Genomic DNA, 21,145 nt, shown 5'->3' with positions numbered 1-21,145 from the left:
GGTGTATTGCCCCATTTCCTGATTGCCGGAGCCTTGCCATGAGCACCACCGAATACAACGTCCGGGACTACCTGCGCAGCCATATCCGTACCGTGTCCAACTGGCCGGCCCCCGGCGTGCAGTTCCGCGACATCACGCCGCTGCTGCAGGATCCGCGCGTGTTCCGCATCCTGATCGATGCCTTTGTGCACCGCTACATGGATCCGGCGCTGCGTCCTGATGTGGTGGCCGGGCTGGATGCGCGTGGTTTCATCATCGGCTCGGTGCTGGCCTATGAGCTCAACGTCGGTTTTGTGCCGATCCGCAAGCAGGGCAAGCTGCCCTACGAGACGGTGGAAGAAAGCTACGAGCTGGAATACGGCGTGGCCACGGTCGAATTGCATACCGATGCCGTGCATGCCGGCCAGCGCGTGCTGCTGGTCGATGACCTGATTGCCACCGGCGGCACCATGATGGCCGGCTGCAATCTGCTGCGCCGCCTGGGTGCTGACATCATCGAAGGGGTGGCGATTGTCGATTTGCCCGAGCTGGGTGGCAGCCAGCGCCTGCGTGGCGCCGGCCTGGAACTGTTCACCCTGGTCGATTTCGCCGGCCACTGAGGCTGTACATGTCTTGTTACGCTTGGCATTGAACAAGCGTGGCCGTAGCGATATCCAAGCAGCATGCCCATCCGCAATGGCAGGAGGGCGCTTGCAACAGGAGTCCGTCATGGCAACCGATCATTCTTCCCCTTCGCGCTGGCACTAGCGCCTGCTGTTTGGCCTGGGCGTGGCCGGCGGCCTGCTGCTGACCGGCTGTGCCGTGCACACTTCCAGCCCGCGCGTATTGCATACGGCAGACGGTCAGGTGCTGGAATATGCCGAAGGCGAGCAGGGCTATGTGCTGCAACAGCCTCCGGCGCCGTTGCAGGAGACGATCACGGTGCGCCCATCGGTCAACGTGGTCTGGATGCCGGGCGTCTGGCTCTGGGGCGGCAGCAGCTACTACTGGCGTGCCGGCTCCTGGGTACGACCGCCGGTCGGCTACTATGACTGGACGTCCGGCTACTGGCGCCATACGCCGCGTGGCTATCTCTGGCAGAACGGCTACTGGAACCGTGGCAGCGGCTTGTACCGCCATCAGGCACCGCGTTATCGCTACGACCGGGATGAGCGCTACGACCGTTACGATCGCGATGGTCGCCGTCCGATTGGCAGCCGTCCCGCGGTGCGACCGGACCGTCCGGATGGTGTGCGACCCGGTACGCGCCCGGATCGACCGGTGATCGGTGACGGTACACGTCCGAACCGCCCGGATCGTCCGAACCGCGCTGACCGTCCGGATCGACCCGATGGCTGGCAACGCGGCGAGCGTCCGCGCAACCGGCCCGATGGCGTGCGCCCGGATCGTCCGCAGCGGGTGCTGCCGGATGGCACGCGACCGCAACGCCCGGCCGGCATGCGTCCGGAAGGGCCGCGTGCCCAGCGTCCCGATGGCATGCGCGGACAGCGCCCGGAAGGCGTGCAACGGGCACCACGTGCACCACGCGCCGAGGGCATGCAGCGCATGCGCCCGTCCGGCATGGGCAGCGGCAGTCCGATTCGCGACCGCATCAACGCGCGCTGATCCTTGCCGGATACGACAAAGGCCTGCCAGGGCAACCCGGCAGGCCTTTGCCATGTCAGCGCAGACTGGGGAATCAGTCCTGGCTGCTGTTGCGGATCAGGTAGTCGAAGGCCGACAGCGAGGCCTTGGCACCTTCACCCATGGAGATGATGATCTGCTTGTACGGCACCGTGGTGCAGTCGCCAGCAGCAAACACGCCCGGGATGTTGGTTGCGCCACGGGCATCGACCACGATCTCGCCGAACTTGCTCAGTTCGACCGTGCCCTTGACGAAGTCGGTGTTGGGCAGCAGGCCGATCTGCACGAAGATGCCGGCCGGATCCAGCTGGTGCTCCTCGCCGGACGCACGGTCCTTGTAGCGCAGGCCGGCGACCTTGGTGCCATCGCCGATCACCTCGGTCGTCTGCACGTTGGTCAGGATGTCCACGTTCTTCAGGCTGCGCAGCTTGTCCTGCAGCACGGCGTCGGCCTTCATCTCGGGCATGAACTCGAGCAGGGTCACGTGCTCGACGATGCCGGCCAGGTCGATGGCGGCTTCCACGCCGGAGTTGCCGCCGCCCACCACGGCGACCTTCTTGCCCTTGAACAGCGGGCCGTCACAGTGCGGGCAGAATGCCACGCCCTTGGTCTTGTGCTCGGTCTCGCCCGGGATATTCATCTCGCGCCAGCGGGCGCCGGTCGCCAGGATCACGGAGCGGGACTTCAGTACGGCACCGTTTTCCAGCGTCACTTCGATCAGGCCGCCGGCCTGCTCGGCCGGCTTGATGGCGGCCGCGCGCTGCAGCGGCATCACGTCCACATCGTAGTGGCGCACGTGTTCTTCCAGCGCGGCGCTCAGGCGCGGGCCTTCGGTTTCCTTCACGGAAATGAAGTTCTCGATGCTCAGCGTGTCCATCATCTGGCCGCCAAAGCGCTCGGCCAGCAGGCCGGTGCGGATACCCTTGCGAGCAGCGTAGATGGCAGCAGCAGCGCCTGCCGGGCCGGCACCCACCACCAGCACGTCGAACGGAGCCTTCTGGCTCAGCTTTTCGGCATCGCGTGCGGCAGCGCCGGTGTCCAGCTTGGCCAGCAGCTCTTCCACGCTCATGCGGCCGTTGGCGAACATCTCGCCATTCAGGTGCACCGTGGGCACGCCCATGATCTGGCGCTCTTCCACTTCCTTCTGGTAGAGCGCGCCATCGATGATGGTGACCTTGATGTTCGGGTTCTGGATCGCCATCAGCGACAGCGCCTGGACCGTATCCGGGCAGCTGTGGCAGGACAGGCTCATGTAGACCTCGAAGTTGTACTCGCCCGGCAGGTTGCGGATTGCCTGCAGCGTTTCTTCGCTTTCCTTGGGCGGGTGGCCACCGGTCCACAGCAGCGCCAGCACCAGCGAGGTGAACTCGTGGCCCAGCGGGATCGCGGCAAAGCGCAGCTGGGTGCTGGTGCCTTGACGCTGCAGCGTGAAGGAAGGCTTGCGCGCGTCATCGCCGTCGGTACGCAGCGTGATCTTGTCGCTCATGCCGGCGATCTGCTCCAGCAGGCCGCGCAGTTCGGCGGAAGACTTGCCTTCGTCCAGGGAGGCCACCAGCTCGAACGGCTGGGTGACACGCTCCAGGTAGGCTTTCAGTTGGGCGGCGAGTTGCTGGTCAAGCATGGGGATCTCCTTTTCTGTCATCGTCAAAAGATGCTGGTTTCAATCATGGCTGCTGGTGGCAAACATCATTCAAAGCAGCACGTTCAGGTTTCTTGCGGGTAAAAAAAGCCAGACGGCGCAGCGGCGAAAGCTGCGTCGCCGTCTGGCTCGGCGTTGTCGGGATGGCCTGGCGGCCATCCGGTCAAGGCGTGGACTTAGATCTTGCCGACCAGGTCCAGGGAGGGCTTCAGCGTCTCGGCGCCTTCCTGCCACTTGGCGGGGCAGACTTCGCCCGGGTGCTCGGCCACGTACTTGGCAGCCTTCACCTTGCGCAGCAGCTCGGAAGCGTCACGGCCGATGCCACCAGCGTGGATTTCCACGATCTGGATCTTGCCTTCCGGGTCGATCACGAAGGTGCCGCGGTCAGCCAGGCCAGCTTCCTCGATCATCACGCCGAAGTTGCGGGTGATGCGGCCAGTCGGGTCACCGATCATGGTGTACTTGATCTTGCCGATGGCGTCGGAGGTGTCGTGCCAGGCCTTGTGGCTGAAGTGGGTGTCGGTGGACACGGCGTAGACTTCGCAGTTCAGGGCCTGGAAAGCTTCGTAGTTGTCGGCCAGGTCTTCCAGCTCGGTCGGGCACACGAAGGTGAAGTCAGCGGGGTAGAACATCACGACAGACCACTTGCCCTTCAGGTCGGCGTCGGAAACCTTGATGAACTCGCCGTTCTTGAATGCGTCGGCGGTGAAAGGCAGCACTTCGGTGTTGATCAGTGACATGGATATCTCCTGGTGAGTTGGGGTGAAAAAACGGTCGGGATCGGGATGGCCCGCAGCTGTTGTAGCAGGCGCCCTTGAAGCCCCTGTGACAGCAAAGTCAGACCATCTACTGAACACCATTGAATGATAGTCGATTGCTATCGACTTGTGTTTTGTATAAATCTAATCAATGCATAGTCTGGGACTATTGGCGCTTGTCCAGACTGTCAGACAGCACTGGACAAGTGCTGTCTCCATTGTTGCAGACCAGCGAAAAGCTTCAAGTCGTCAGGTGTTTCAAGCCGTAGCCTGCAACAGGATGGCGGGTGGCTCGCTGGCGAACGGGAAGGGGCCGGCATAGGGGGCGCTGGTCCCCTGGTGACTCACGATCTGGCCCCGTGCATTGATCAGGTGCAGGCCGAAACCGGGCGGCTCCAGGGTCCATTGCGGCTCGGCGTCGGGCGACAGGCCCATGGCCACCTGGTGTGCGGTCGAGGACAGGGTGCTGGCCAGCGTGCCGCCAAACAGGCACTGGATGGAGCGGTGCATGTGACCGCACAGCAGGCGCTGCACCTGCGGATGGCGGCGCAGCAGCGCATCCAGTTCGGGGGCGCCCTCCAGCAGGCCGATCTTGTCCATGTGGTCGATGCCGGTGATGAAGGGCGGGTGGTGCATGGCGACCACGACCGGCCGGTCGCGGCAGTCGTCCAGTGCCGAAGACAGCCAGGACAGGCGTCGGGCGCACAAGGCACCGTGGCTGGCGTAGGGCACCAGCGTATCCAGCACGATCAGCTGCACGGCGCCCAAGTCGACGCTGTACTGCACAAAGCCATCGGCATTCAGCGGCGCACCTTCCGGGAACGCGCGATGCAGTTGCAGACGGTCATCGTGGTTGCCGGGCAGCATGTACAGCGGCATGTCGAGGGGAGCCAGCAGTTCGCTCAGGTGGGCGTAGGCTGCCGCGCTGCCGTTGTCCACCAGGTCACCTGTCACCACGGCGACATCCGGACGGCGCTCCAGCGCCTGGATGGCCTGGATGGTCTGGCGCAGCAGGCCCGCCGTATCGATCTGGCCATAAGCCAGTTCACCAGAAGCCAGGATGTGCAGATCGGTCAGTTGAAGCAACAGTGTGGACATGCCGGATAGTCGAAACAGTTTTGGGGTGACAGCTTTTTTAAGCTTAGCTGCAGAAATCCGGCAAGACTGTGAACTATGTTACATCTTGGCAATAAATTTCTCGATTTCGCCGTACCAGAGCACCAGGCTGCCCATGCCGATGCAAGCCAGCCATTGCGGCAGACTCATTGGCGTGGTGCCAAAGCTCAGGTTCAGCCAGGACAGCTCGACCACGGCCACCTGCAATACGAACGACAGCGCCAGTGCCGCCCACAGCCAGCCATTGCGCCACAGGCCATGGAAGGCGCTGAAATGGTCGGAGCGCATGTTCAGGCAGTTGAACAGCTGGGCCATGACCAGCACGGTAAAACCGGCGGTGCGTGCCAGCGTCAGGTCATGCGTGTCGCTGCCCAGCAGGTTGGGCAGCAGGCCGCCGGGCAGGAACAGGTCCATGGTCAGCAGCGTGGACAGCGCCATCACCAGGCCGCTGAGCGTCACCTGGCGCCACATGCGGCCATCCACCACGCGCTCGCTGGCCTGGCGTGGCGGGCGTTCCATCACGTCGTCTTCCGGGGCGTCCATGCCCAGTGCCAGCGCCGGGGCGGAATCGGTGATCAGGTTGATCCAGAGGATTTGCGTGGCCAGCAGCGGCAGCACCAGCGCGCCGGCGGCCGCTTCGGGGCCTGCATTCAGGCCGATCACGCCGGCACCCAGCACGCCCAGGAACACCGTCAGCACCTCGCCCATGTTGGACGAGAGCAGGTAGCGCAGGAATTCTCGGATATTGCCGAAAATGCCGCGCCCGATGTGCACCGCCTTGACGATGGTGGCAAAGTTGTCGTCGGCCAGGATCATGCGCGCCGCTTCCTTGGTCACCTCGGTGCCGGTAATGCCCATGGCGACACCGATATCGGCACTCTTGAGCGCCGGCGCATCGTTGACGCCGTCACCGGTCATGGCAACGATATGCCCATCGTCCTGCAGCGCATCGACAATGCGCAGCTTGTGCGCCGGTGCAACGCGGGCATAGACCGAGACTTCACGCACGGCGGCGGCAAAGGCCGCCTCGCCCTGTGCCAGCAGTTCGTCCAGCTCCGGCCCGGTAAGGACGCGCGCATCAGCCGGCACGATGCCCAGGTCGACGGCAATGCGCAAGGCGGTGCGCGGGTGGTCGCCGGTAATCATGATGACGCGGATGCCGGCCTGGTGCGCCTGCCGGATCGCCTGGCGTGCTTCGGGCCGTGGCGGATCGATGATACCGACCACGCCGGCCAGCGTCAGCTGCTGCTCCAGCGCCAGGTCGGGTTGCTGCGCCTGCTCCGGCGTCAGCGTGCGCCAGGCCACCGCCAGCGTGCGCAGGGCGGCATCGGACATGGCATCGACTTCGGACTGGAAGCGCTGGCGATGCGTCTCGTCCAGGGCGATCTCTGCATCGCCGAGTTGCACGCGGGCGCTGCGCTGCAGCAGCACGTCAGGTGCGCCCTTGGTCAGCAACAGCAGCCGGCCGCTGGCCTGCTCGCGCAGCACCACCGACATCAGCTTGCGATCGGAATCGAAAGGCAGTTCGGCCAGGCGCTCGAAGCCTTGCATGTCCAGCCCGTTGTCGCACAGCTTGGCGGCCGCCACCAGGAACGCGCCTTCGGTCGGATCGCCGAGAATGCGCCAGTGGCCGTCTGCATCCTGTTCCAGCGCCGCATTGCTGGCCAGGCTGCCGCCGCACAGCACCCATTGCTGCTCATGGCACAGCGCTGGCTGCGTGTGCAGCGCCTGTCCCTGGTGCGTGATCTCGCCCTGCGGCGCATAGCCGGTGCCGCTCACCGTGCTGATACCCGAGGCGCTGGCAATGCGCTCGATCGTCATTTCGGACCGGGTCAGCGTGCCGGTCTTGTCGCTGCAGATGACCGAGGCGGAACCAAGCGTCTCGACCGAGGACAGCTTCTTGACGATGGCCTTGTCGGCCGACAGGCGCTGCACGCCCACCGCCAGCACCACTGACAGCACGGCGGGCAAGCCTTCCGGCACCGCCGCCACGGCGAGTGATACGCCAAACAGCAGCACTGTCATCAGCCCCTGCAGCGTGTGCACATCACCGAGCAACAACAGCGTGGCAATCACGAGCAGCGCCACCGCGATCACGACCATGCCCAGCATGCGGCCGAGCCGGGCCACTTCCTTCTGCAGCGGCGTTTCCTCCTCCTGAGTGCTGCTGAGCAGGTGGGCGATATGGCCCATTTCGGTGCGCATGCCGGTGGCCGTGACCAGTGCCAGGCCGCTGCCGCCCGCCACCGCCGTGCCCTTGAATACCATATTGATGCGATCGCCCAGCGCCACCGGTTCCGCCAGCGTGATCGCCTGCTTCAGCACCGCCTCGCTTTCGCCGGTGAGCGAGGCCTCCTGTACGCGCAGCGTGTGCGCCTGCAGCAGGCGCGCATCGGCGCCCACGGCATCGCCTTCGGCCAGTAGCAGGATGTCGCCCGGCACTAGTGAGCTGCTGGGGATGCGCTGCGGATGGCCGTCGCGCTGTACCGTGACCATGATCTCGGTCATGCGCGCCAGCGCAGCGGCCGCGTTTTCGGCCTTGCTTTCCTGCAGGAAGCCGAGCAGGGCATTCAGCAGCACCACGGCGGTGATGACGATGGCATCCACCGGCCAGCCGGCAAAATCTTCCAGTGCCCAGACCACGATCGTGATGGCAATGGCGGCCAGCAGCAGGTAGATCAGCGGATCCTGGAACTGGCGCAGGAAGCGGCGCCAGCCGGGTACTGGCGGCTTGCTGTCGAGAAGGTTCGGGCCATGCTGCTGCAGCCGTTCAGCCACCTGCGCGCTGTCCAGTCCGCGCTCAGGGTCGCTCTGCCATTGCGTCAGCAGCCGTGATTCGGCCTGCAGGCTGGGATCTGGCTGGTGCGTGGGCTCACTGGCGGGCATGGCGACTCCTGGGGCAGATGGTGGCTGTCCCCATTGTGCATTGCAGCAGGATGCCGCGCCAGTGCGCCGGCGCTCAGACCAGGTCTTCGGCCAGCGGGTCGGTGGCTTCCAGTTCGTAGCTGGCGGCCAGCATGCCCAGGCGCGCGATCACGCCGTACATGTAGAAGCGGTTGGGCGCGCTGGCACCCGGCTGGCGGCCCGGCTCGGGCAGGTGCGCGCTGTTGTGGAAGGCCAGCGGCACGAAATGCGCGCCCGGCGCATTCAGGTTCTCGTCTTCACCCATGTCGGCGTGCACGCGGTAGAAACCACCCACCACATAGCGGTCCATGGTGTAGACCACCGGCTCGGCCACGGCGTCATTGATGCGCTCGTTGGTCAGCACGCCTTCCTGCACGATCACGCTGCGCACCTGCTGGCCGTTCTTGCCGGCCTGCATGCGCTGCAGCACGCGCGGCGGCAGGTCGTCCAGTTCCTTGCCGTCACGGATCGTCATGATGCCCATGCCTTCGGTGCCGTTGTCGGACTTGATCACCACGAAGGGCCGCTCGTTGATGCCGTATTCCTTGTACTTGCGGCGCACCTTGCCCAGTACCGATTCGGTGGTGGCGCGCAGCACGTCCATCTTGCCCTGGCCGCTGAAATCGACATCGTCACAGGTGGCGTGCAGCGGGTTGATCAGCCAGGGGTCAATGCCGAGCAGCTTGCTGAAGCGCTTGACGACTTCCTCGTAGCAGGCAAAGTGGCGGCTCTTGCGGCGGATGCTCCAGCCGGCGTGCAGCGGCGGCAGCAGGTACTGCTCGTGCAGGTCTTCCAGGATGCCCGGCGTGCCCAGGCTCAGGTCATTGTTGAGCAGGATGGTGCAGGGGTCGAAATCCTTCAGGCCGAGGCGGCGCTCGGTGCGGATGGCGGGCTCGATCACCAGGCTGTCGCCCATCGGCAGTTGCAGCGTCAGCGGTTCTGTCAGGTCAGCATCGATCGAACCGATGCGCACATGCAGGCCGGCCATGCGGAAGATGCGCGTCAGCTGCGCCAGGTTGGTCAGGTAGAAGCTGTTGTGCAGGCGCTTGTCCGGCACCAGCAGCAGGTTGCGTGCTTCCGGGCAGATTTTCTCGATCGCGGCCATGGCCGACTGCACCGCCAGCGGCAGCATGTCTTCGCTCAGGTGATTCCAGCTGCCGGGGAACAGGTTGGTGTCGACGGGTGCCAGCTTGAAGCCGGCATTGCGGATATCCACCGAAGTGTAGAACGGAGGCGTGTGCTCCATCCACTCGAGCCGGAACCAGCGCTCTGTGGCAGGCATCGAATCGATGATGCGCTGCTCAAGTTCGTTGATGGGACCGCTCAGGGCGGTGACAAGATGGGGAACCATGCAGGACCTGTAGGAGGAAAAGCGGAAGCGGCCTGCACCAGCTGCAAGCCCATGCCCGACCAGCAGGCATCATAAAGCATACACCCTCAACGCCGCCAGTACGAAGGCATCAGCAACACAAAGAAACTCAGCAGTTCCAGGCGGCCGAGAATCATGCCGATGCTGCACAGCCAGACCTGGAAATCGTTCAGGGCGGCGTAGTTGGAGGTCGGGCCGACCTGGCCCAGCCCCAGGCCGGTACAGTTGACGCTCGCCAGCGTGGCGGCAAAGGCCGATACCAGATCCAGGCCGCTGGCCAGCATCAGCAGCGTCATGATCAGCACCGTACTGACGTAGAGCACCATGTAGGCCACCACGGCACGGATGATGGTATCGGGAATGCGCGTCTGGCCGATGCGCGGCGTCTGCACCGCGCGCGGGTGCACGATGCGGTTGAGCTCGTGGCGCGCGGTCTGGAACAGCACCATGCAGCGCAGTGTCTTGATGCCGCCACCGGTAGAGCCGGCACTGGTGGCAAAACTGGACAGCAGCAGCATGAAGACCGAGGTAAATGGCACCCAGGCCTCGTAGTTCCAGGTCGAGTAGCCGGTGGTGGTGCCGATCGAGATGGTGTGGAACATGCCCAGGCGCAGTGCCTTGCCAAACGTGTAGTCCTGCGTGCCCCAGATCACCAGTGACACCAGCAGGCCGCCACCGACCAGGCAGATCAGCGTCATGCGCAGCTCCGGGTTGCGCCAAAGGATGCGCGCATCGTTGCGGCGCAGGGCGCTGAAGTACAGCGCAAAGTTGCAGGCTGCCAGCAGCATGATCACCATCGCCACGGCCTCTACCGCCACCGAGTTGTAGTGGGCAAAGCTGGCATCGTGGCTGGAGGTGCCGCCCAGGCTGACGGTGCTGAAGGTGTGCATGATGGCGTCGATCGGCGGCATGCCGGCCATCCAGTAGCCGATATAGCAGAGCAGTGACAGGATGGCGTAAATCATCCACAGGCCGGCAGCGGTATCGGCAATGCGCGGCGTCAGCTTGGTTTCCTTCATCGGGCCGGCCATTTCGGCGCGGAACAGCTGGCTGCCCCCCATGCCCAGCAGTGGCAGCACCGCCACCACCAGCACTAGAATTCCCATGCCGCCCTGCCATTGCAGGAAGCAGCGCCAGAAATTGAGCGATACCGGCAGCGTGTCCAGGTTCGTCAACACCGTGCCACCCGTGGTGGTCAGGCCCGAGGTGGCCTCGTAATAGGCGTGGGTCAGGCTGATCGGCCGGCCGATCTCGTGCATGCCGATCAGCAACGGAATCGTGGCGACGAGCGGCAGCACGCTCCAGGTCAGCACCACCAGCAGCACGCCGTCACGCGGCTGCAGCTCGTTGCTGGCCTTGCGCGCGCCAAACCAGAGCAGGGCGCCGATGCTGGCCGTCAGCGCAGCGCTTTTCAGGTAGACCCATTCCATGCCGTCGTGCATCACCAGCGCCACCAGTACCGGCAGCAGCATGCTGGCACTCATGTACAGCATCAGCATGCCGAGCAGGCGCAGGATCGGAAGCAGGTGGCGCACGGTCGGCATGGTGGTGGTTCAGAGCAGGGTCGGGCGGGCGCGGAACAGCTTTTCCACGGCGCGGATGGTGCGGCGGTGCGGCACGAAGATGATCAGGTGGTCGCCGGGCTGGATCTCGGTGTCATCACGCGCCGCCAGTACCTCGGGCTGGGTTGGCGGCCGCTCTGCCTCGCCCTCGATTCGGTCTTCCGGGTGCAGGCCTTCCAGGTCCGGCAGGCCGCGCACGATCAGGCCGATATGGGTATCGGGTGGCATGCGCAGGCTGCCGACGGTACGACCGACCACGTGCGAGCTGCGCGAGTTGCCATGCACGGCAATCTCGATCGCTTCGGCATTGCCGCGGCGCACGCTGTGCACCTGATGCACATCACCCTGGCGGATATGCGCCAGCAGCTCGCCCATCATGGCCTGCGCCGGCGACAAGGCGATGTCGATCTGGGTGCCATGCACCAGGTCGGCATAGCTGCGCCGGTTCACCAGGGACAGCACGCGCGTCACGCCGAGCTGCTTGGCCAGCAGGCCGGCCATGATGTTGTTCTCGTCGTCGTTGGTCAGCGCGCAGAAGAAATCCACCTCGCTGACGTTCTCGTCCATCAGCAGGTCTTCGTCGGTCACGTCACCCTGCAGCACCAGCACCGAACTGTCCAGCGTGGTGGACAGGTGCTCGCAGCGCGCCAGGTTGGTATCGACGATCTTGAGCTGGATGTGGTCCTGCAGCGTGCGCGCCAGCTGCAGGCCGATATTGCCGCCACCGGCAATCATCATGCTGCGCACCGGCGGCAGCGCCTGGTGGAACAGGCGCAGCACCGGGCGGATATCTTCCATGGCCACCAGGATGAACACCTCGTCACCGGCCAGGATGACGGTATCGGGGTTGGTTGGCACGAAGCGGTCAGGCTCGTTGGCAAAGCGCCGGTAGACCGCGGCCACATGGGCGCGCGCCTCGGGCAGCAGCACGTCCAGTTCGCGCAGTGCCGAGCCGTGCATCGGTGCCTTGTAATCCACGCGCACCGAGATCAGCGCCGCCAGCCCCTGGGCAAATTCGCGCACCTGCAGCGCCTCCGGGTACTCCACCAGCTTGGTCACGTACTGCGTGATCGAGGCTTCCGGGCAGATCACCTGGTTGACGGCAAAACCGTCCTCGTCGAGCAGGTCCTTGAAGGCATCCCAGCCAGCGGCGCGCAGGCGCGCAATGCGGTAGGGCGTGTTGAAGCTCTGGTGCGCCACCTTGCAGGCGGTCAGGTTCAGCGCATCCACCGTGGTGCAGGCCAGCAGCACGTCGGCATCGGCGGCACCCGCCTCGGCCAGGATCGCCGGCTCCACGCCGTTACCGACGATGCCGCGCAGGTCAAAGCGTTCCTGCAGGCGTGACAGCATCTCGGCATTGTTGTCGATGATGGTGATCTCGTTCTGCTCCGAGACCAGCTGCTCGGCGACACTTTCGCCGACACGACCGGCGCCGAGAATGATGATTTTCATGATGAATGCCCCAGGGGACGCGGTAGCCGGCGGCTGCCGGACGGCTTACAGCCCCAGCATCAGTTCCAGGTTCTGCACGGCAGCGCCGCTGGCGCCCTTGCCCAGGTTGTCCAGGCGCGCCACGGCTACCGCCTGTTGCTGGCCGTCGTTGCCATAAACGCGGATTTCGAGCTGGTTGGTGTCCTTCAGCGCCACCGCGTCGAGCTTGTTGTTCTCGGTGCGATCCGGTGCCGTCACGTACTGGCAGCCCTCGTAATAGGCGCGGTAGATGGCGTGCAGGTGCTCGACCGTCTGCTCGCCGTTGAGCAGGTCCAGGTGCAGCGGCAGTTGCACCAGCATGCCCTGGTCGAAATTGCCGACGCTGGGCACGAAAATCGGTTTGCGCTCCAGGCCGCTGTAGGCCATGATTTCCGGCAGGTGCTTGTGCGACAGGCCCAGGCCATACAGCTCGTAGGCCGGTGCCGTGCCGCCTTCGTATTCCTCGATCATCTGGCGGCCACCGCCGCTGTAGCCGCTGACCGACGGCAGGGCCGTGGGGTAGTCGGGCGGCAGCACGCCGGCTTCCACCAGCGGGCGCAGCAGCGCGATCGCGCCGGTGGCGTAGCAGCCCGGGTTGGCCACGCGCTCGGCCTTGCGCACGGCCGCGGCGTGCTCGGGCGACAGCTCCGGAAAGCCGTAGACCCAGCCCGGTGCCACGCGGTGCGCGGTAGAGGCATCGATGATGCGCGGCTTGCGGCCGGGCAGGGCGTCGATCAGCGCCACCGATTCGCGCGCGGCATCGTCGTGCAGGCACAGGATGACCACATCCACGCCAGCCATCAGCTGCTGCTTGGCCACCGGGTCCTTGCGCAGGGCCGGATCGATGCTGACGACCTCGATGTGGGCCATGCCGGCCAGGCGATCGCGGATCTGCAGGCCGGTGGTGCCGGCTTCGCCATCAATGAAAACGGTATGGGCGCTCATGCTGGATGCTCCTGGATGACGGGAAATTGTTGCAAAGCCCTGATCGTAGCAATTTTTGCATGGCAACACCGTGATACATTTATGGGTGGAATACTTTTTTTCCTGGGTCCGATCTGCAGCCTGCCGGCCAGAAGCGGGCATCCTTTCCCTACCAAGAGAGACATCGCATGAAAATTCATGAATATCAAGGCAAGGAAATCTTGCGCCAGTTCGGAGTGCCGGTCCCGCGTGGCATTCCTGCCTTTACCGTGCAGGAGGCTGTCGAGGCAGCCCAGAAGCTGGGTGGCCCCGTGTGGGTGGTCAAGGCCCAGATTCACGCTGGTGGCCGCGGCAAGGGCGGTGGCGTGAAGGTGGCCAAGTCCATCGAGGACGTGCAGAAACTGGCTGGTGACATCCTGGGCATGCAGCTCAAGACCCACCAGACCGGCCCCGAAGGCCAGAAGGTGCGTCGCCTGTACATCGAGGAAGGCGCCGACATCCAGAAGGAATACTACCTGTCCGTGGTGACCGACCGCGGTACCCAGAAGGTGGCCTTCATTGCCTCCAGCGAAGGTGGCATGGACATCGAGGAAGTGGCACACAGCAACCCCGAGAAGATCATCAAGATCTTCATCGACCCCGCCATTGGCCTGACCGCCGAGCAGGGTGAAGAGCTGGCCCAGGGCGTGGGCATGCCGGCCGACTCCAAGGCGCAGTTCATCGACGTCTGCCAGAAGCTGTACAAGTGCTACATGGACACCGATGCTTCCCTGGTCGAGATCAACCCGCTGAACCGTGACGGCAATGGCAACATCATCGCCCTGGACGCCAAGTTCAACTTCGACAGCAACGCCCTGTTCCGCCACCCGGAAATCGTCGCCTACCGCGACCTGGACGAAGAAGACCCGGCTGAAGTCGAGGCTTCCAAGTTCGACCTGGCGTACATCAGCCTGGATGGCAACATCGGCTGCCTGGTGAACGGTGCCGGCCTGGCCATGTCCACCATGGACACCATCAAGCTGTACGGCGGCGAGCCGGCCAACTTCCTGGACGTGGGCGGCGGTGCCACCACCGAGAAGGTGACCGAAGCCTTCAAGATCATGCTGAAGAACAAGAACGTGAAGGCCATCCTGGTCAACATCTTCGGCGGCATCATGAAGTGCGACACCATCGCCGAAGGCGTGGTGGCTGCTTCCAAGGCGGTCGGCCTGTCCGTGCCGCTGGTCGTGCGCATGAAGGGCACCAACGAAGACGCCGGCAAGAAGATCCTGGCCGAATCCGGTCTGCCGATCATCACTGCCAACACCATGGCCGAAGCCGCCGAGAAGGTTGTGGCTGAAGTCAACAAGGCCTGAGCCTTCCTGAAACCCATTCTGGAGCCCCATTCATGAGCATCCTGATCAACAAAGACACCAAGGTCATCACCCAGGGTATTACTGGCAAGACTGGCCAGTTCCACACCCGCATGTGCCGCGACTACGCCAACGGCCAGAACTGCTTCGTGGCCGGCGTGAACCCCAAGAAGGCCGGCGAAGATTTCGAAGGCATCCCGATCTACGCCAACGTGAGCGAAGCTGCCAAGCAGACTGGCGCAACCGTTTCCGTGATCTACGTGCCGCCGGCAGGCGCTGCTGCTGCCATCTGGGAAGCCTGCGAAGCCGACCTGGACCTGGCCATCTGCATCACCGAAGGCATCCCGATCCGCGACATGCTGGAAGTCCGCAACAAGATGAAGGCCAAGGAAGCCGCTGGTGGCAAGCGCACCCTGCTGCTGGGCCCCAACTGCCCGGGCACCATCACGCCTGACGAAATCAAGATCGGCATCATGCCCGGCCACATCCACAAGAAGGGCCGCGTGGGCGTGGTCAGCCGCTCCGGCACGCTGACCTACGAAGCCGTGGCACAGCTGACTGAACTGGGCATTGGCCAGTCCAGCGCTGTCGGTATCGGTGGCGACCCGATCAACGGCCTGAAGCACATCGACGTGATGCGCATGTTCAATGAAGACCCTGACACCGATGCCGTGATCATGATCGGCGAGATCGGTGGCCCGGACGAGGCCGAAGCAGCCTACTGGTGCAAGGAAAACATGAAGAAGCCGGTGGTCGGCTTCATCGCGGGCGTGACTGCGCCTCCCGGCAAGCGCATGGGCCATGCCGGTGCGCTGATCTCCGGCGGTGCCGACACGGCCGAAGCCAAGCTCGCCATCATGGAAGAGTGCGGTTTCACCATCACGCGCAACCCGTCCGAGATGGGCAAGCTGCTGAAGGGCATGCTGTAAATCCAGACAAGGGACTGGGCGGCCTTGGGCAGCTCAAGTTCCTTCGCCTGCTGAACCACCCCTCCTTTGGATGGGTGGTTTTTTTATGCCAATTTTGTTGTATCGTGACAGACGGTACTATTTCTCCGCGTAACTACCATGAGAGTGAAGTCTTTTGTTGATCGGCTGCTGCACTGGCGTCATGCCGTTGCAGTTTGGCTGCTTGGCAAGAGCTGCATGTTGCGCGTCCTGATCAGCCTGCTACCCATGCTGCTGCTGCTGCCGCACACGACCGGCATGCTCAGCTACATGCCGGTCACGCGGCTGGAGCAGCACATTTATGACCGGGCCCTGCTGGAGCAGCAGGAAGTACCGAAACTGGACAGCCGCATCGTGATCGTCGATGTGGACGAGTACAGCCTGCAGCAGGTCGGGCGCTGGCCCTGGAGCCGCGAGAAAGTGGCCTTGCTGATGGATGAGCTGTTTGATCGCCAGCAGGTCGGCCTGCTCGGGGTCGATATCCTGTTTGCCGAGCCGCAGCAGGACGATCACGGCGTGCAGGCCGTGCGCGAATGGCTGCGTGATACCGGGCAGGAGGAGAGGGCGCTTTCCAGCGAGATGATGTCCAGCCTGGAACAGCGCCTGAACCGCGATGCCATCCTGGCGCGCTCACTCGAGGGCGAACGCGCGGTGCTGGGTTACTACTACACCCAGGAGCAGCCGCCCCAGCGCTCCGGCCAGCTGCCAGAAGGACTGCGCTTGACGCAGGCGCCGTACCCGGCATCGCAGCGTTTTGGCGAGGTGCCCGACATGACGGGTTATGCCAGCAACCTGGCCTTCCTGATGCAGGCGGCGCCGCGTGGCGGGCATATCAACTCCTATACCGATAGTGATGGCATGCTGCGCAGCATCCCGTTGATCGTGCGTTATCCGGATGAAGGCTTTGGCTACTATCCCTCACTGTCGCTGGCCATGTTCCTGGCCCTGATGCAGCCGCAGCAGTTGCACCTGCGGCCGGTCGATCCCTCCTTGCCGGATTCGTCGCTGGCCGGGGTGGAACTGGTGCAGGATGGCGCGACGCTGCTGTTGCCGACGGCGCGCAATGGCAGCTTCCTGATTCCGTTCAAGAGTCCGGGCGGGCGTCATGGCGGCCACTTCCAGTATTACAGTGCCTCTGACCTGCTGGCCGGCAAGGTCCCGCCAACCACACTCAAGGGCAAGATCGTGCTGCTGGGTGCCACGGCACCGGGCTTGCGCGACTTGCGCGCCACCCCGGTCAACGGCCAGTTCCCTGGTGTGGAAGTGCATGCCACCGCGCTGGCCGCGATGCTGGACGGGGAATTTTTCCACGTACCTGACTATCGTGAAGCCTATGACACCACGGCCGTGCTGCTGACGACACTGGTGCTGATCCTGGTGCTCAACAACATGGGGGCGGTGGGCTCGCTGCTCTGGAGTGCAGGTGCTGCGGCAGGCTGGATGCTGCTGACCCAATACATGTTCTGGCGGCTGGGCCTGGTCCTGCCGGTGGTACCGGTGCTGCTGACCGTGCTGGCGACCTACCTGCTACATGCCAGTTACGGATTCTTCCTGGAAAAGCGCACCAAGCGCCAGCTGGTACACCTGTTTGGCCACTACGTACAAAGCGAGCTGGTGGAGCGCATGGCACGCCAGCCGGAGGCCTACAGCATGCAGGCGCAACTGCGCGACATGACGGTGATGTTCTGTGACCTGCAGCACTTCACCAACATGTCCGAAGACATGGACCCGCAGGAGCTGCAAAGCATGCTCAAGAACATCTTCAACGCCCTGGCAGAGGTGATTGCCAGACACGGTGGCACCATCGACAAGTATATTGGCGATTGCGTGATGGTGTTCTGGGGCGCGCCAGTGCAGGATCAGCATCACGCCTTGCACGCCGTGCAGACCGCACTCGATATCGGCGTGATGCTGAAGAGCTTCAATGCCGGGCAGCAGGCGCGCGGCGAGTTGCCGATTGCCGTCAATATCGGTATCAACAGCGGTTCCATGAGTGTCGGCGACATGGGATCGGACATGCGCCGCAGCTATACCGTGATCGGGGATGCCGTCAACCTGGCAGCGCGACTCGAATCGCTGGCCAAGTGGTACGGCGTGGGCATCCTGGTCGGGCAGGACACGGTGGCGCAATGCCCGGCGTATGCCTGGCGCTGGGTCGACTGCGTACGCGTGGTCGGACGCGTGAAGCCGGTAGACCTGTACAGCCCGGAGGCCTTGTCGCTGCATGACGCCATGGCAGATGTCGAGTGGCAGGTCTGGCAGGATTACACCATGGCCTACCTGCGACGGGACTGGCAGTGCGCAGCCGCCTTGTTGCGCATTCCGTGCGGTCAGATTCCGCCGAAACTGCGACGCCTGTATGGCGTGCACCGTCAGCGCATGGACATCTTCCTGGAGCAGCCCCCGTCCGAGAGTTGGGATGGTGCCATGTGGCAAAGAGATCAAATGGATGTGTCTTTGGATTGTTTTTCAGATTTTGAATACAAAGATAGTATTTAATTCCTGAATTTTGTATACTGCAGCATCTTTTCCATGCTGCAGTCCCGGACGGGCTGTCGGCGCTTTTTCCTGCCAGAGGCCTGTCATGCGTCAACGTGTTTCCCGTGGTTTTACCCTGATCGAACTGATGGTGGTGGTTGCCCTGATCGGCATCGCCGCCACGTTTGCCGTCACGTCCTACCAGTCGCATCTGGTGCGTACCCGCGTGGTGGAAGGCTTGCAGTTGGCCGAAGCGGCGCGCAACCAGATCGCCACCGAAGGCATCGCCTCGCAGGACGAGCTGGATCGCGTCAGCAATGCCTGGAACCGCCAGGCCGGTGGTACCGGGGCCAATTCCAAGTTCGTCGAGCGCATCTGCATCAGCAGCCCGGATTGCGCCAACGTCCAGCCCGGCGAGGGCAACGGCAGCATCACCATCGTCTACCGTGGTGATGCCAGCGGCACCGGCACCAACAACCAGCTGCAGCTGATACCGCTGATGCGCAACGCGGCCAATGCCGCCGCTGCCGAGGGATTGCCCGCAGCCCTGGCCGCCGGCAGCAGCGGTGCGCTGGACTGGGCCTGTGTGGCAGAAACGAATACGGCGGCCTTGACGATGGCCGATGCGGCACTGGTGCCGGTGCTACCGCAGGGCGTACGCCAGGATCTGCTGCCGTCACAATGCCGTTAAGACGATGCAGGCCGGTGGTTGCATAATGCTCGGGTTGTGCCGCATCCTGTTGCCATCATGCAAACCCCTTCTCCTGCTGTTTCCCAGCCGCTGCTGCGCTTTTCGGGCGGGCAGCGCTCGCTGGTTGCCTGGCTGTTCCTGCTCTGCGCCTGCATTCCCTGGCTGAATCCGGTGGCGGGCGGTGCCATGACACCGGCGATCCCGCTGATCACCGGCTGGTTCTGCATCGCCATTCTGTTGCTGCTGTTCCCGGCCTTGCGCGCAGGCGCCATGGCGGCGTATCTGGCGGCCTTTCTGCTCACCGGTGCGGTGCTGGGCGTGCTGCTGGATGTCTCCTGGCAGCTGCTGATGCTGGGCTGCCTGATGATCGGATCGGCGGCACTGGTCGGCGCACGGTTGGCGCAGCAGGACGTGCTGGACCCTGAGCAGCCGGGCAGCCATGCCGTGGCACTGATCGCCTGGAGCTGGCTGATCGCCGGCCTGCTGAGTGCGCTGATCGGCCTGCTGCAGTATTTCCAGCTCACGGCCTGGCTTGGCGGCCTGGTCAACCATGCGCCGGCGGGTCAGGTCTATGGCAATCTGCGCCAGCGCAACCAGTACGCCTCGCTGATGAACATGGCGTTGTGGGCGCTCTGGTACCTCTGGTACAGCGGGCGGCTGCAGCGTCTCTGGGGGCGGAGCGAGCAGATCCGGCCGCGCACGGCGGGCCTGGTAGCGCTGCTGCTGATGCTGCCGCTGGCGGTCAGCATGGGGCTCACGCTGTCGCGCACCGGCATGGTGCAGATGCTGCTGACCATGGTGCTGATGCTGTGGTGGACCTGGCGCATGCCGGAGCAGGGCCGTATCGGCCGTCGTCGCAATGTCATGCTGTGGCTGGCGGCGCTGGCGCTGACCTATCTGGTGTCCAGCTATGTGCTGCCCCACTGGCTGGGCGGCGTGGACATCATGGTGCGCGTGCAGGGCGCTGACAGCCGCATGTGCATCAGCCGTACCGTGCTGTGGGGCAATGTGCTGGACCTGATCGCACAGCGGCCCTGGACCGGCTGGGGCTGGGGCCAGCTCGATATCGCCCACTACTACGCCAACTATGATGGCACGCGTTTCTGCGACATGCTGGACAACGCACACAACCTGCCGCTGCATCTGGCGATCGAGCTGGGCGTGCCGGTGGCGGCGCTGTTCTGCCTGCTGCTGGCTGGCTGGGTGCTGTGGAGCCGTCCCTGGGCTGAGCGCTCTGCCACGCGCCAGCTGATGTGGGGCGTGCTGGCGGTGATCGCCATTCACAGCCTGCTCGAATACCCACTCTGGTATACACCGTTCCAGCTGGCCTGCGGCCTGGCGCTGGGCGTGCTGCTGGCCAGCCAGCGCCCGTTGCGTGCCAGGTCAGATAGCGCGCTGCAGGGACGCTCCTGGCTGCTGGCGCAGCAGCTGGCGGCGATCGCCATGCTGCTGGGCCTGGCGTATGCGAGCTTCGATTTTGTCCGGGTGACGCAGCTGTATACCCAGCCGCAGGAGCGCAGCTGGCCGTTCCGCGAGCACACCATGGAGCAGGCACAGCGTACGCCGTTGTACCAGAACGCGGTCAACTTCGCCATGCTGAGCGTGGTGCCGCTGACGGCGCAGAATGCCGAAGTGGAGCTGGCGCGCGCCCAGATGCTGATGCACTACAGCCCGGAGGCGCGTGTGGTGCAGCGCATCATCGAGGCGCAACTGCTGCTCGGACGCGATGCCGAAGCCGAACAGGCGCGCCAGCATTTCCAGCAGGTCTATCCACGCCAGCATGATGCCTGGCAGGAGAAGCGCGCGCTGATGGCTGCGTCGCGATAAACAGGCTGCCGCCCGGTTGTACTGCCTTGTAACAGGATTGTCCCGATCGGAAAAGCCGAAGGAATTACAATAGTCGGTTGCATGCCTGCGATTCGTCTGATCAGACGCATTTGCCGGCAAACCATACATCCCTTAAAAACAGGAGTTTCCGTGTTCATTTCCAACGCTTACGCACAGGCTGCAGCCGGTGCCGATACCGCCTCTTCCCTGATGTCCTTCCTGCCCATGATCGCGATGTTCGCGGTCCTGTACTTCATCATGATCCGTCCCCAGATGAAGAAGCAGAAAGAGCACAAGTCCATGGTCGAGGCGCTGGCTCCCGGCGACGAGGTCGTGACGGCCGGCGGCATCCTGGGCAAGGTGACCAGCGTGCGCGACACCAACATCAACGTGCAGATCGCCGATGGCGTCGAGATCCAGCTGCAGCGCAGCGCCGTGGTGCAGGTGCTGCCCAAGGGTACGCTGAAGTAATCTGCTTCCCGGGT

The 21,145-nt window shown here is 64.0% G+C and carries 16 protein-coding genes; 8 read left to right on the top strand and 8 right to left on the bottom strand.

Features of this window, described 5'->3' with window-relative positions; translation table 11 throughout:
* Nucleotides 1–38 precede the first annotated feature (38 nt).
* Together V1261_RS01170 and V1261_RS01165 are read left to right on the top strand one after the other, a co-directional pair.
* On the top strand, nt 39–599 hold the full coding sequence (locus V1261_RS01170; protein WP_329769550.1) for an adenine phosphoribosyltransferase: 561 nt from the start codon (nt 39–41) through the stop codon (nt 597–599).
* Nucleotides 600–768: 169 nt separating this feature from the next.
* A complete protein-coding gene (locus V1261_RS01165; protein WP_329769548.1) occupies nt 769–1,605 on the top strand; it encodes a hypothetical protein in 837 nt (278 codons plus the stop codon).
* A 73-nt stretch (nt 1,606–1,678) separates the two neighbouring features.
* Here the strand turns inward: V1261_RS01165 and ahpF are convergent, their stop codons facing one another.
* The 8 genes from ahpF to argC form a co-directional block, all read right to left on the bottom strand.
* Nucleotides 1,679–3,244, bottom strand: a complete 1,566-nt coding sequence (gene ahpF / locus V1261_RS01160) for an alkyl hydroperoxide reductase subunit F (RefSeq protein ID WP_329769547.1) — start codon at nt 3,242–3,244, stop codon at nt 1,679–1,681.
* 194 nt (nt 3,245–3,438) lie between these two features.
* Nucleotides 3,439–4,002: an alkyl hydroperoxide reductase subunit C gene (ahpC, locus tag V1261_RS01155; RefSeq protein ID WP_329769545.1), complete on the bottom strand. Its 564-nt coding sequence runs from the start codon at nt 4,000–4,002 to the stop codon at nt 3,439–3,441.
* 276 nt (nt 4,003–4,278) lie between these two features.
* Nucleotides 4,279–5,118: a phosphodiesterase gene (locus V1261_RS01150; protein ID WP_329769544.1), complete on the bottom strand. Its 840-nt coding sequence runs from the start codon at nt 5,116–5,118 to the stop codon at nt 4,279–4,281.
* Nucleotides 5,119–5,196: 78 nt separating this feature from the next.
* The gene (locus V1261_RS01145; RefSeq protein ID WP_329769542.1) at nt 5,197–8,022 is read right to left on the bottom strand and encodes a cation-translocating P-type ATPase; all 2,826 of its coding nucleotides are present in this window, start codon (nt 8,020–8,022) and stop codon (nt 5,197–5,199) included.
* A 73-nt stretch (nt 8,023–8,095) separates the two neighbouring features.
* Nucleotides 8,096–9,391 carry a glutamate--cysteine ligase gene (gene gshA, locus V1261_RS01140; protein ID WP_329769540.1) on the bottom strand — a complete coding sequence of 432 codons (1,296 nt, stop codon included), beginning with the start codon at nt 9,389–9,391 and terminating at the stop codon, nt 8,096–8,098.
* A gap of 86 nt (nt 9,392–9,477) precedes the next feature.
* On the bottom strand, nt 9,478–10,944 hold the full coding sequence (locus V1261_RS01135; protein ID WP_329769539.1) for a TrkH family potassium uptake protein: 1,467 nt from the start codon (nt 10,942–10,944) through the stop codon (nt 9,478–9,480).
* Between the two features lie 18 nt (nt 10,945–10,962).
* Entirely contained in the window at nt 10,963–12,423 is a 1,461-nt protein-coding gene (trkA, locus tag V1261_RS01130; protein WP_329769538.1) for a Trk system potassium transporter TrkA, read from the bottom strand.
* Nucleotides 12,424–12,468: 45 nt separating this feature from the next.
* The gene (argC, locus tag V1261_RS01125; protein ID WP_329769537.1) at nt 12,469–13,386 is read right to left on the bottom strand and encodes an N-acetyl-gamma-glutamyl-phosphate reductase; all 918 of its coding nucleotides are present in this window, start codon (nt 13,384–13,386) and stop codon (nt 12,469–12,471) included.
* A gap of 167 nt (nt 13,387–13,553) precedes the next feature.
* Here argC and sucC point away from each other — a divergent pair, with 167 nt between their 5' ends.
* From sucC to yajC, 6 genes are all read left to right on the top strand, one after another.
* Nucleotides 13,554–14,720, top strand: coding sequence for an ADP-forming succinate--CoA ligase subunit beta (gene sucC, locus V1261_RS01120; protein ID WP_329769536.1), 1,167 nt, complete (start codon nt 13,554–13,556; stop codon nt 14,718–14,720).
* 32 nt (nt 14,721–14,752) lie between these two features.
* On the top strand, nt 14,753–15,646 hold the full coding sequence (gene sucD / locus V1261_RS01115) for a succinate--CoA ligase subunit alpha (protein ID WP_329769534.1): 894 nt from the start codon (nt 14,753–14,755) through the stop codon (nt 15,644–15,646).
* Nucleotides 15,647–15,862: 216 nt separating this feature from the next.
* Nucleotides 15,863–18,163, top strand: a complete 2,301-nt coding sequence (locus tag V1261_RS01110) for a CHASE2 domain-containing protein (RefSeq protein WP_329769533.1) — start codon at nt 15,863–15,865, stop codon at nt 18,161–18,163.
* Nucleotides 18,164–18,248: 85 nt separating this feature from the next.
* Nucleotides 18,249–18,833 carry a pilin gene (locus V1261_RS01105; protein ID WP_329769532.1) on the top strand — a complete coding sequence of 195 codons (585 nt, stop codon included), beginning with the start codon at nt 18,249–18,251 and terminating at the stop codon, nt 18,831–18,833.
* Nucleotides 18,834–18,890: 57 nt separating this feature from the next.
* Nucleotides 18,891–20,660, top strand: coding sequence for a PglL family O-oligosaccharyltransferase (locus V1261_RS01100; protein ID WP_329769531.1), 1,770 nt, complete (start codon nt 18,891–18,893; stop codon nt 20,658–20,660).
* 210 nt (nt 20,661–20,870) lie between these two features.
* On the top strand, nt 20,871–21,131 hold the full coding sequence (gene yajC, locus V1261_RS01095; protein WP_329769809.1) for a preprotein translocase subunit YajC: 261 nt from the start codon (nt 20,871–20,873) through the stop codon (nt 21,129–21,131).
* Nucleotides 21,132–21,145: the final 14 nt, after the last annotated feature.

The organism is Brachymonas sp. J145, from assembly GCF_036312245.1.
Classification (GTDB): domain Bacteria; phylum Pseudomonadota; class Gammaproteobacteria; order Burkholderiales; family Burkholderiaceae_C; genus Brachymonas; species Brachymonas wangyanguii.
Note: the sequence above shows the minus strand (reverse complement) of the source record. Positions and strands in the feature narration are given on the sequence as shown.

Excerpts from the sequence above, each read along its gene's own strand:
- ahpF (WP_329769547.1), bottom strand. The coding sequence starts at position 3,244 with ATGCTTGACCAGCAACTCGCCGCCCAACTGAAAGCCTACCTGGAGCGT.
- V1261_RS01100 (WP_329769531.1), top strand. The coding sequence starts at position 18,891 with ATGCAAACCCCTTCTCCTGCTGTTTCCCAGCCGCTGCTGCGCTTTTCG.
- sucC (WP_329769536.1), top strand. The coding sequence starts at position 13,554 with ATGAAAATTCATGAATATCAAGGCAAGGAAATCTTGCGCCAGTTCGGA.
- V1261_RS01105 (WP_329769532.1), top strand. The coding sequence starts at position 18,249 with ATGCGTCAACGTGTTTCCCGTGGTTTTACCCTGATCGAACTGATGGTG.
- ahpC (WP_329769545.1), bottom strand. The coding sequence starts at position 4,002 with ATGTCACTGATCAACACCGAAGTGCTGCCTTTCACCGCCGACGCATTC.
- V1261_RS01150 (WP_329769544.1), bottom strand. The coding sequence starts at position 5,118 with ATGTCCACACTGTTGCTTCAACTGACCGATCTGCACATCCTGGCTTCT.
- V1261_RS01170 (WP_329769550.1), top strand. The coding sequence starts at position 39 with ATGAGCACCACCGAATACAACGTCCGGGACTACCTGCGCAGCCATATC.
- V1261_RS01145 (WP_329769542.1), bottom strand. The coding sequence starts at position 8,022 with ATGCCCGCCAGTGAGCCCACGCACCAGCCAGATCCCAGCCTGCAGGCC.
- V1261_RS01110 (WP_329769533.1), top strand. The coding sequence starts at position 15,863 with ATGTTGCGCGTCCTGATCAGCCTGCTACCCATGCTGCTGCTGCTGCCG.
- argC (WP_329769537.1), bottom strand. The coding sequence starts at position 13,386 with ATGAGCGCCCATACCGTTTTCATTGATGGCGAAGCCGGCACCACCGGC.
- sucD (WP_329769534.1), top strand. The coding sequence starts at position 14,753 with ATGAGCATCCTGATCAACAAAGACACCAAGGTCATCACCCAGGGTATT.
- gshA (WP_329769540.1), bottom strand. The coding sequence starts at position 9,391 with ATGGTTCCCCATCTTGTCACCGCCCTGAGCGGTCCCATCAACGAACTT.
- trkA (WP_329769538.1), bottom strand. The coding sequence starts at position 12,423 with ATGAAAATCATCATTCTCGGCGCCGGTCGTGTCGGCGAAAGTGTCGCC.
- yajC (WP_329769809.1), top strand. The coding sequence starts at position 20,871 with ATGTCCTTCCTGCCCATGATCGCGATGTTCGCGGTCCTGTACTTCATC.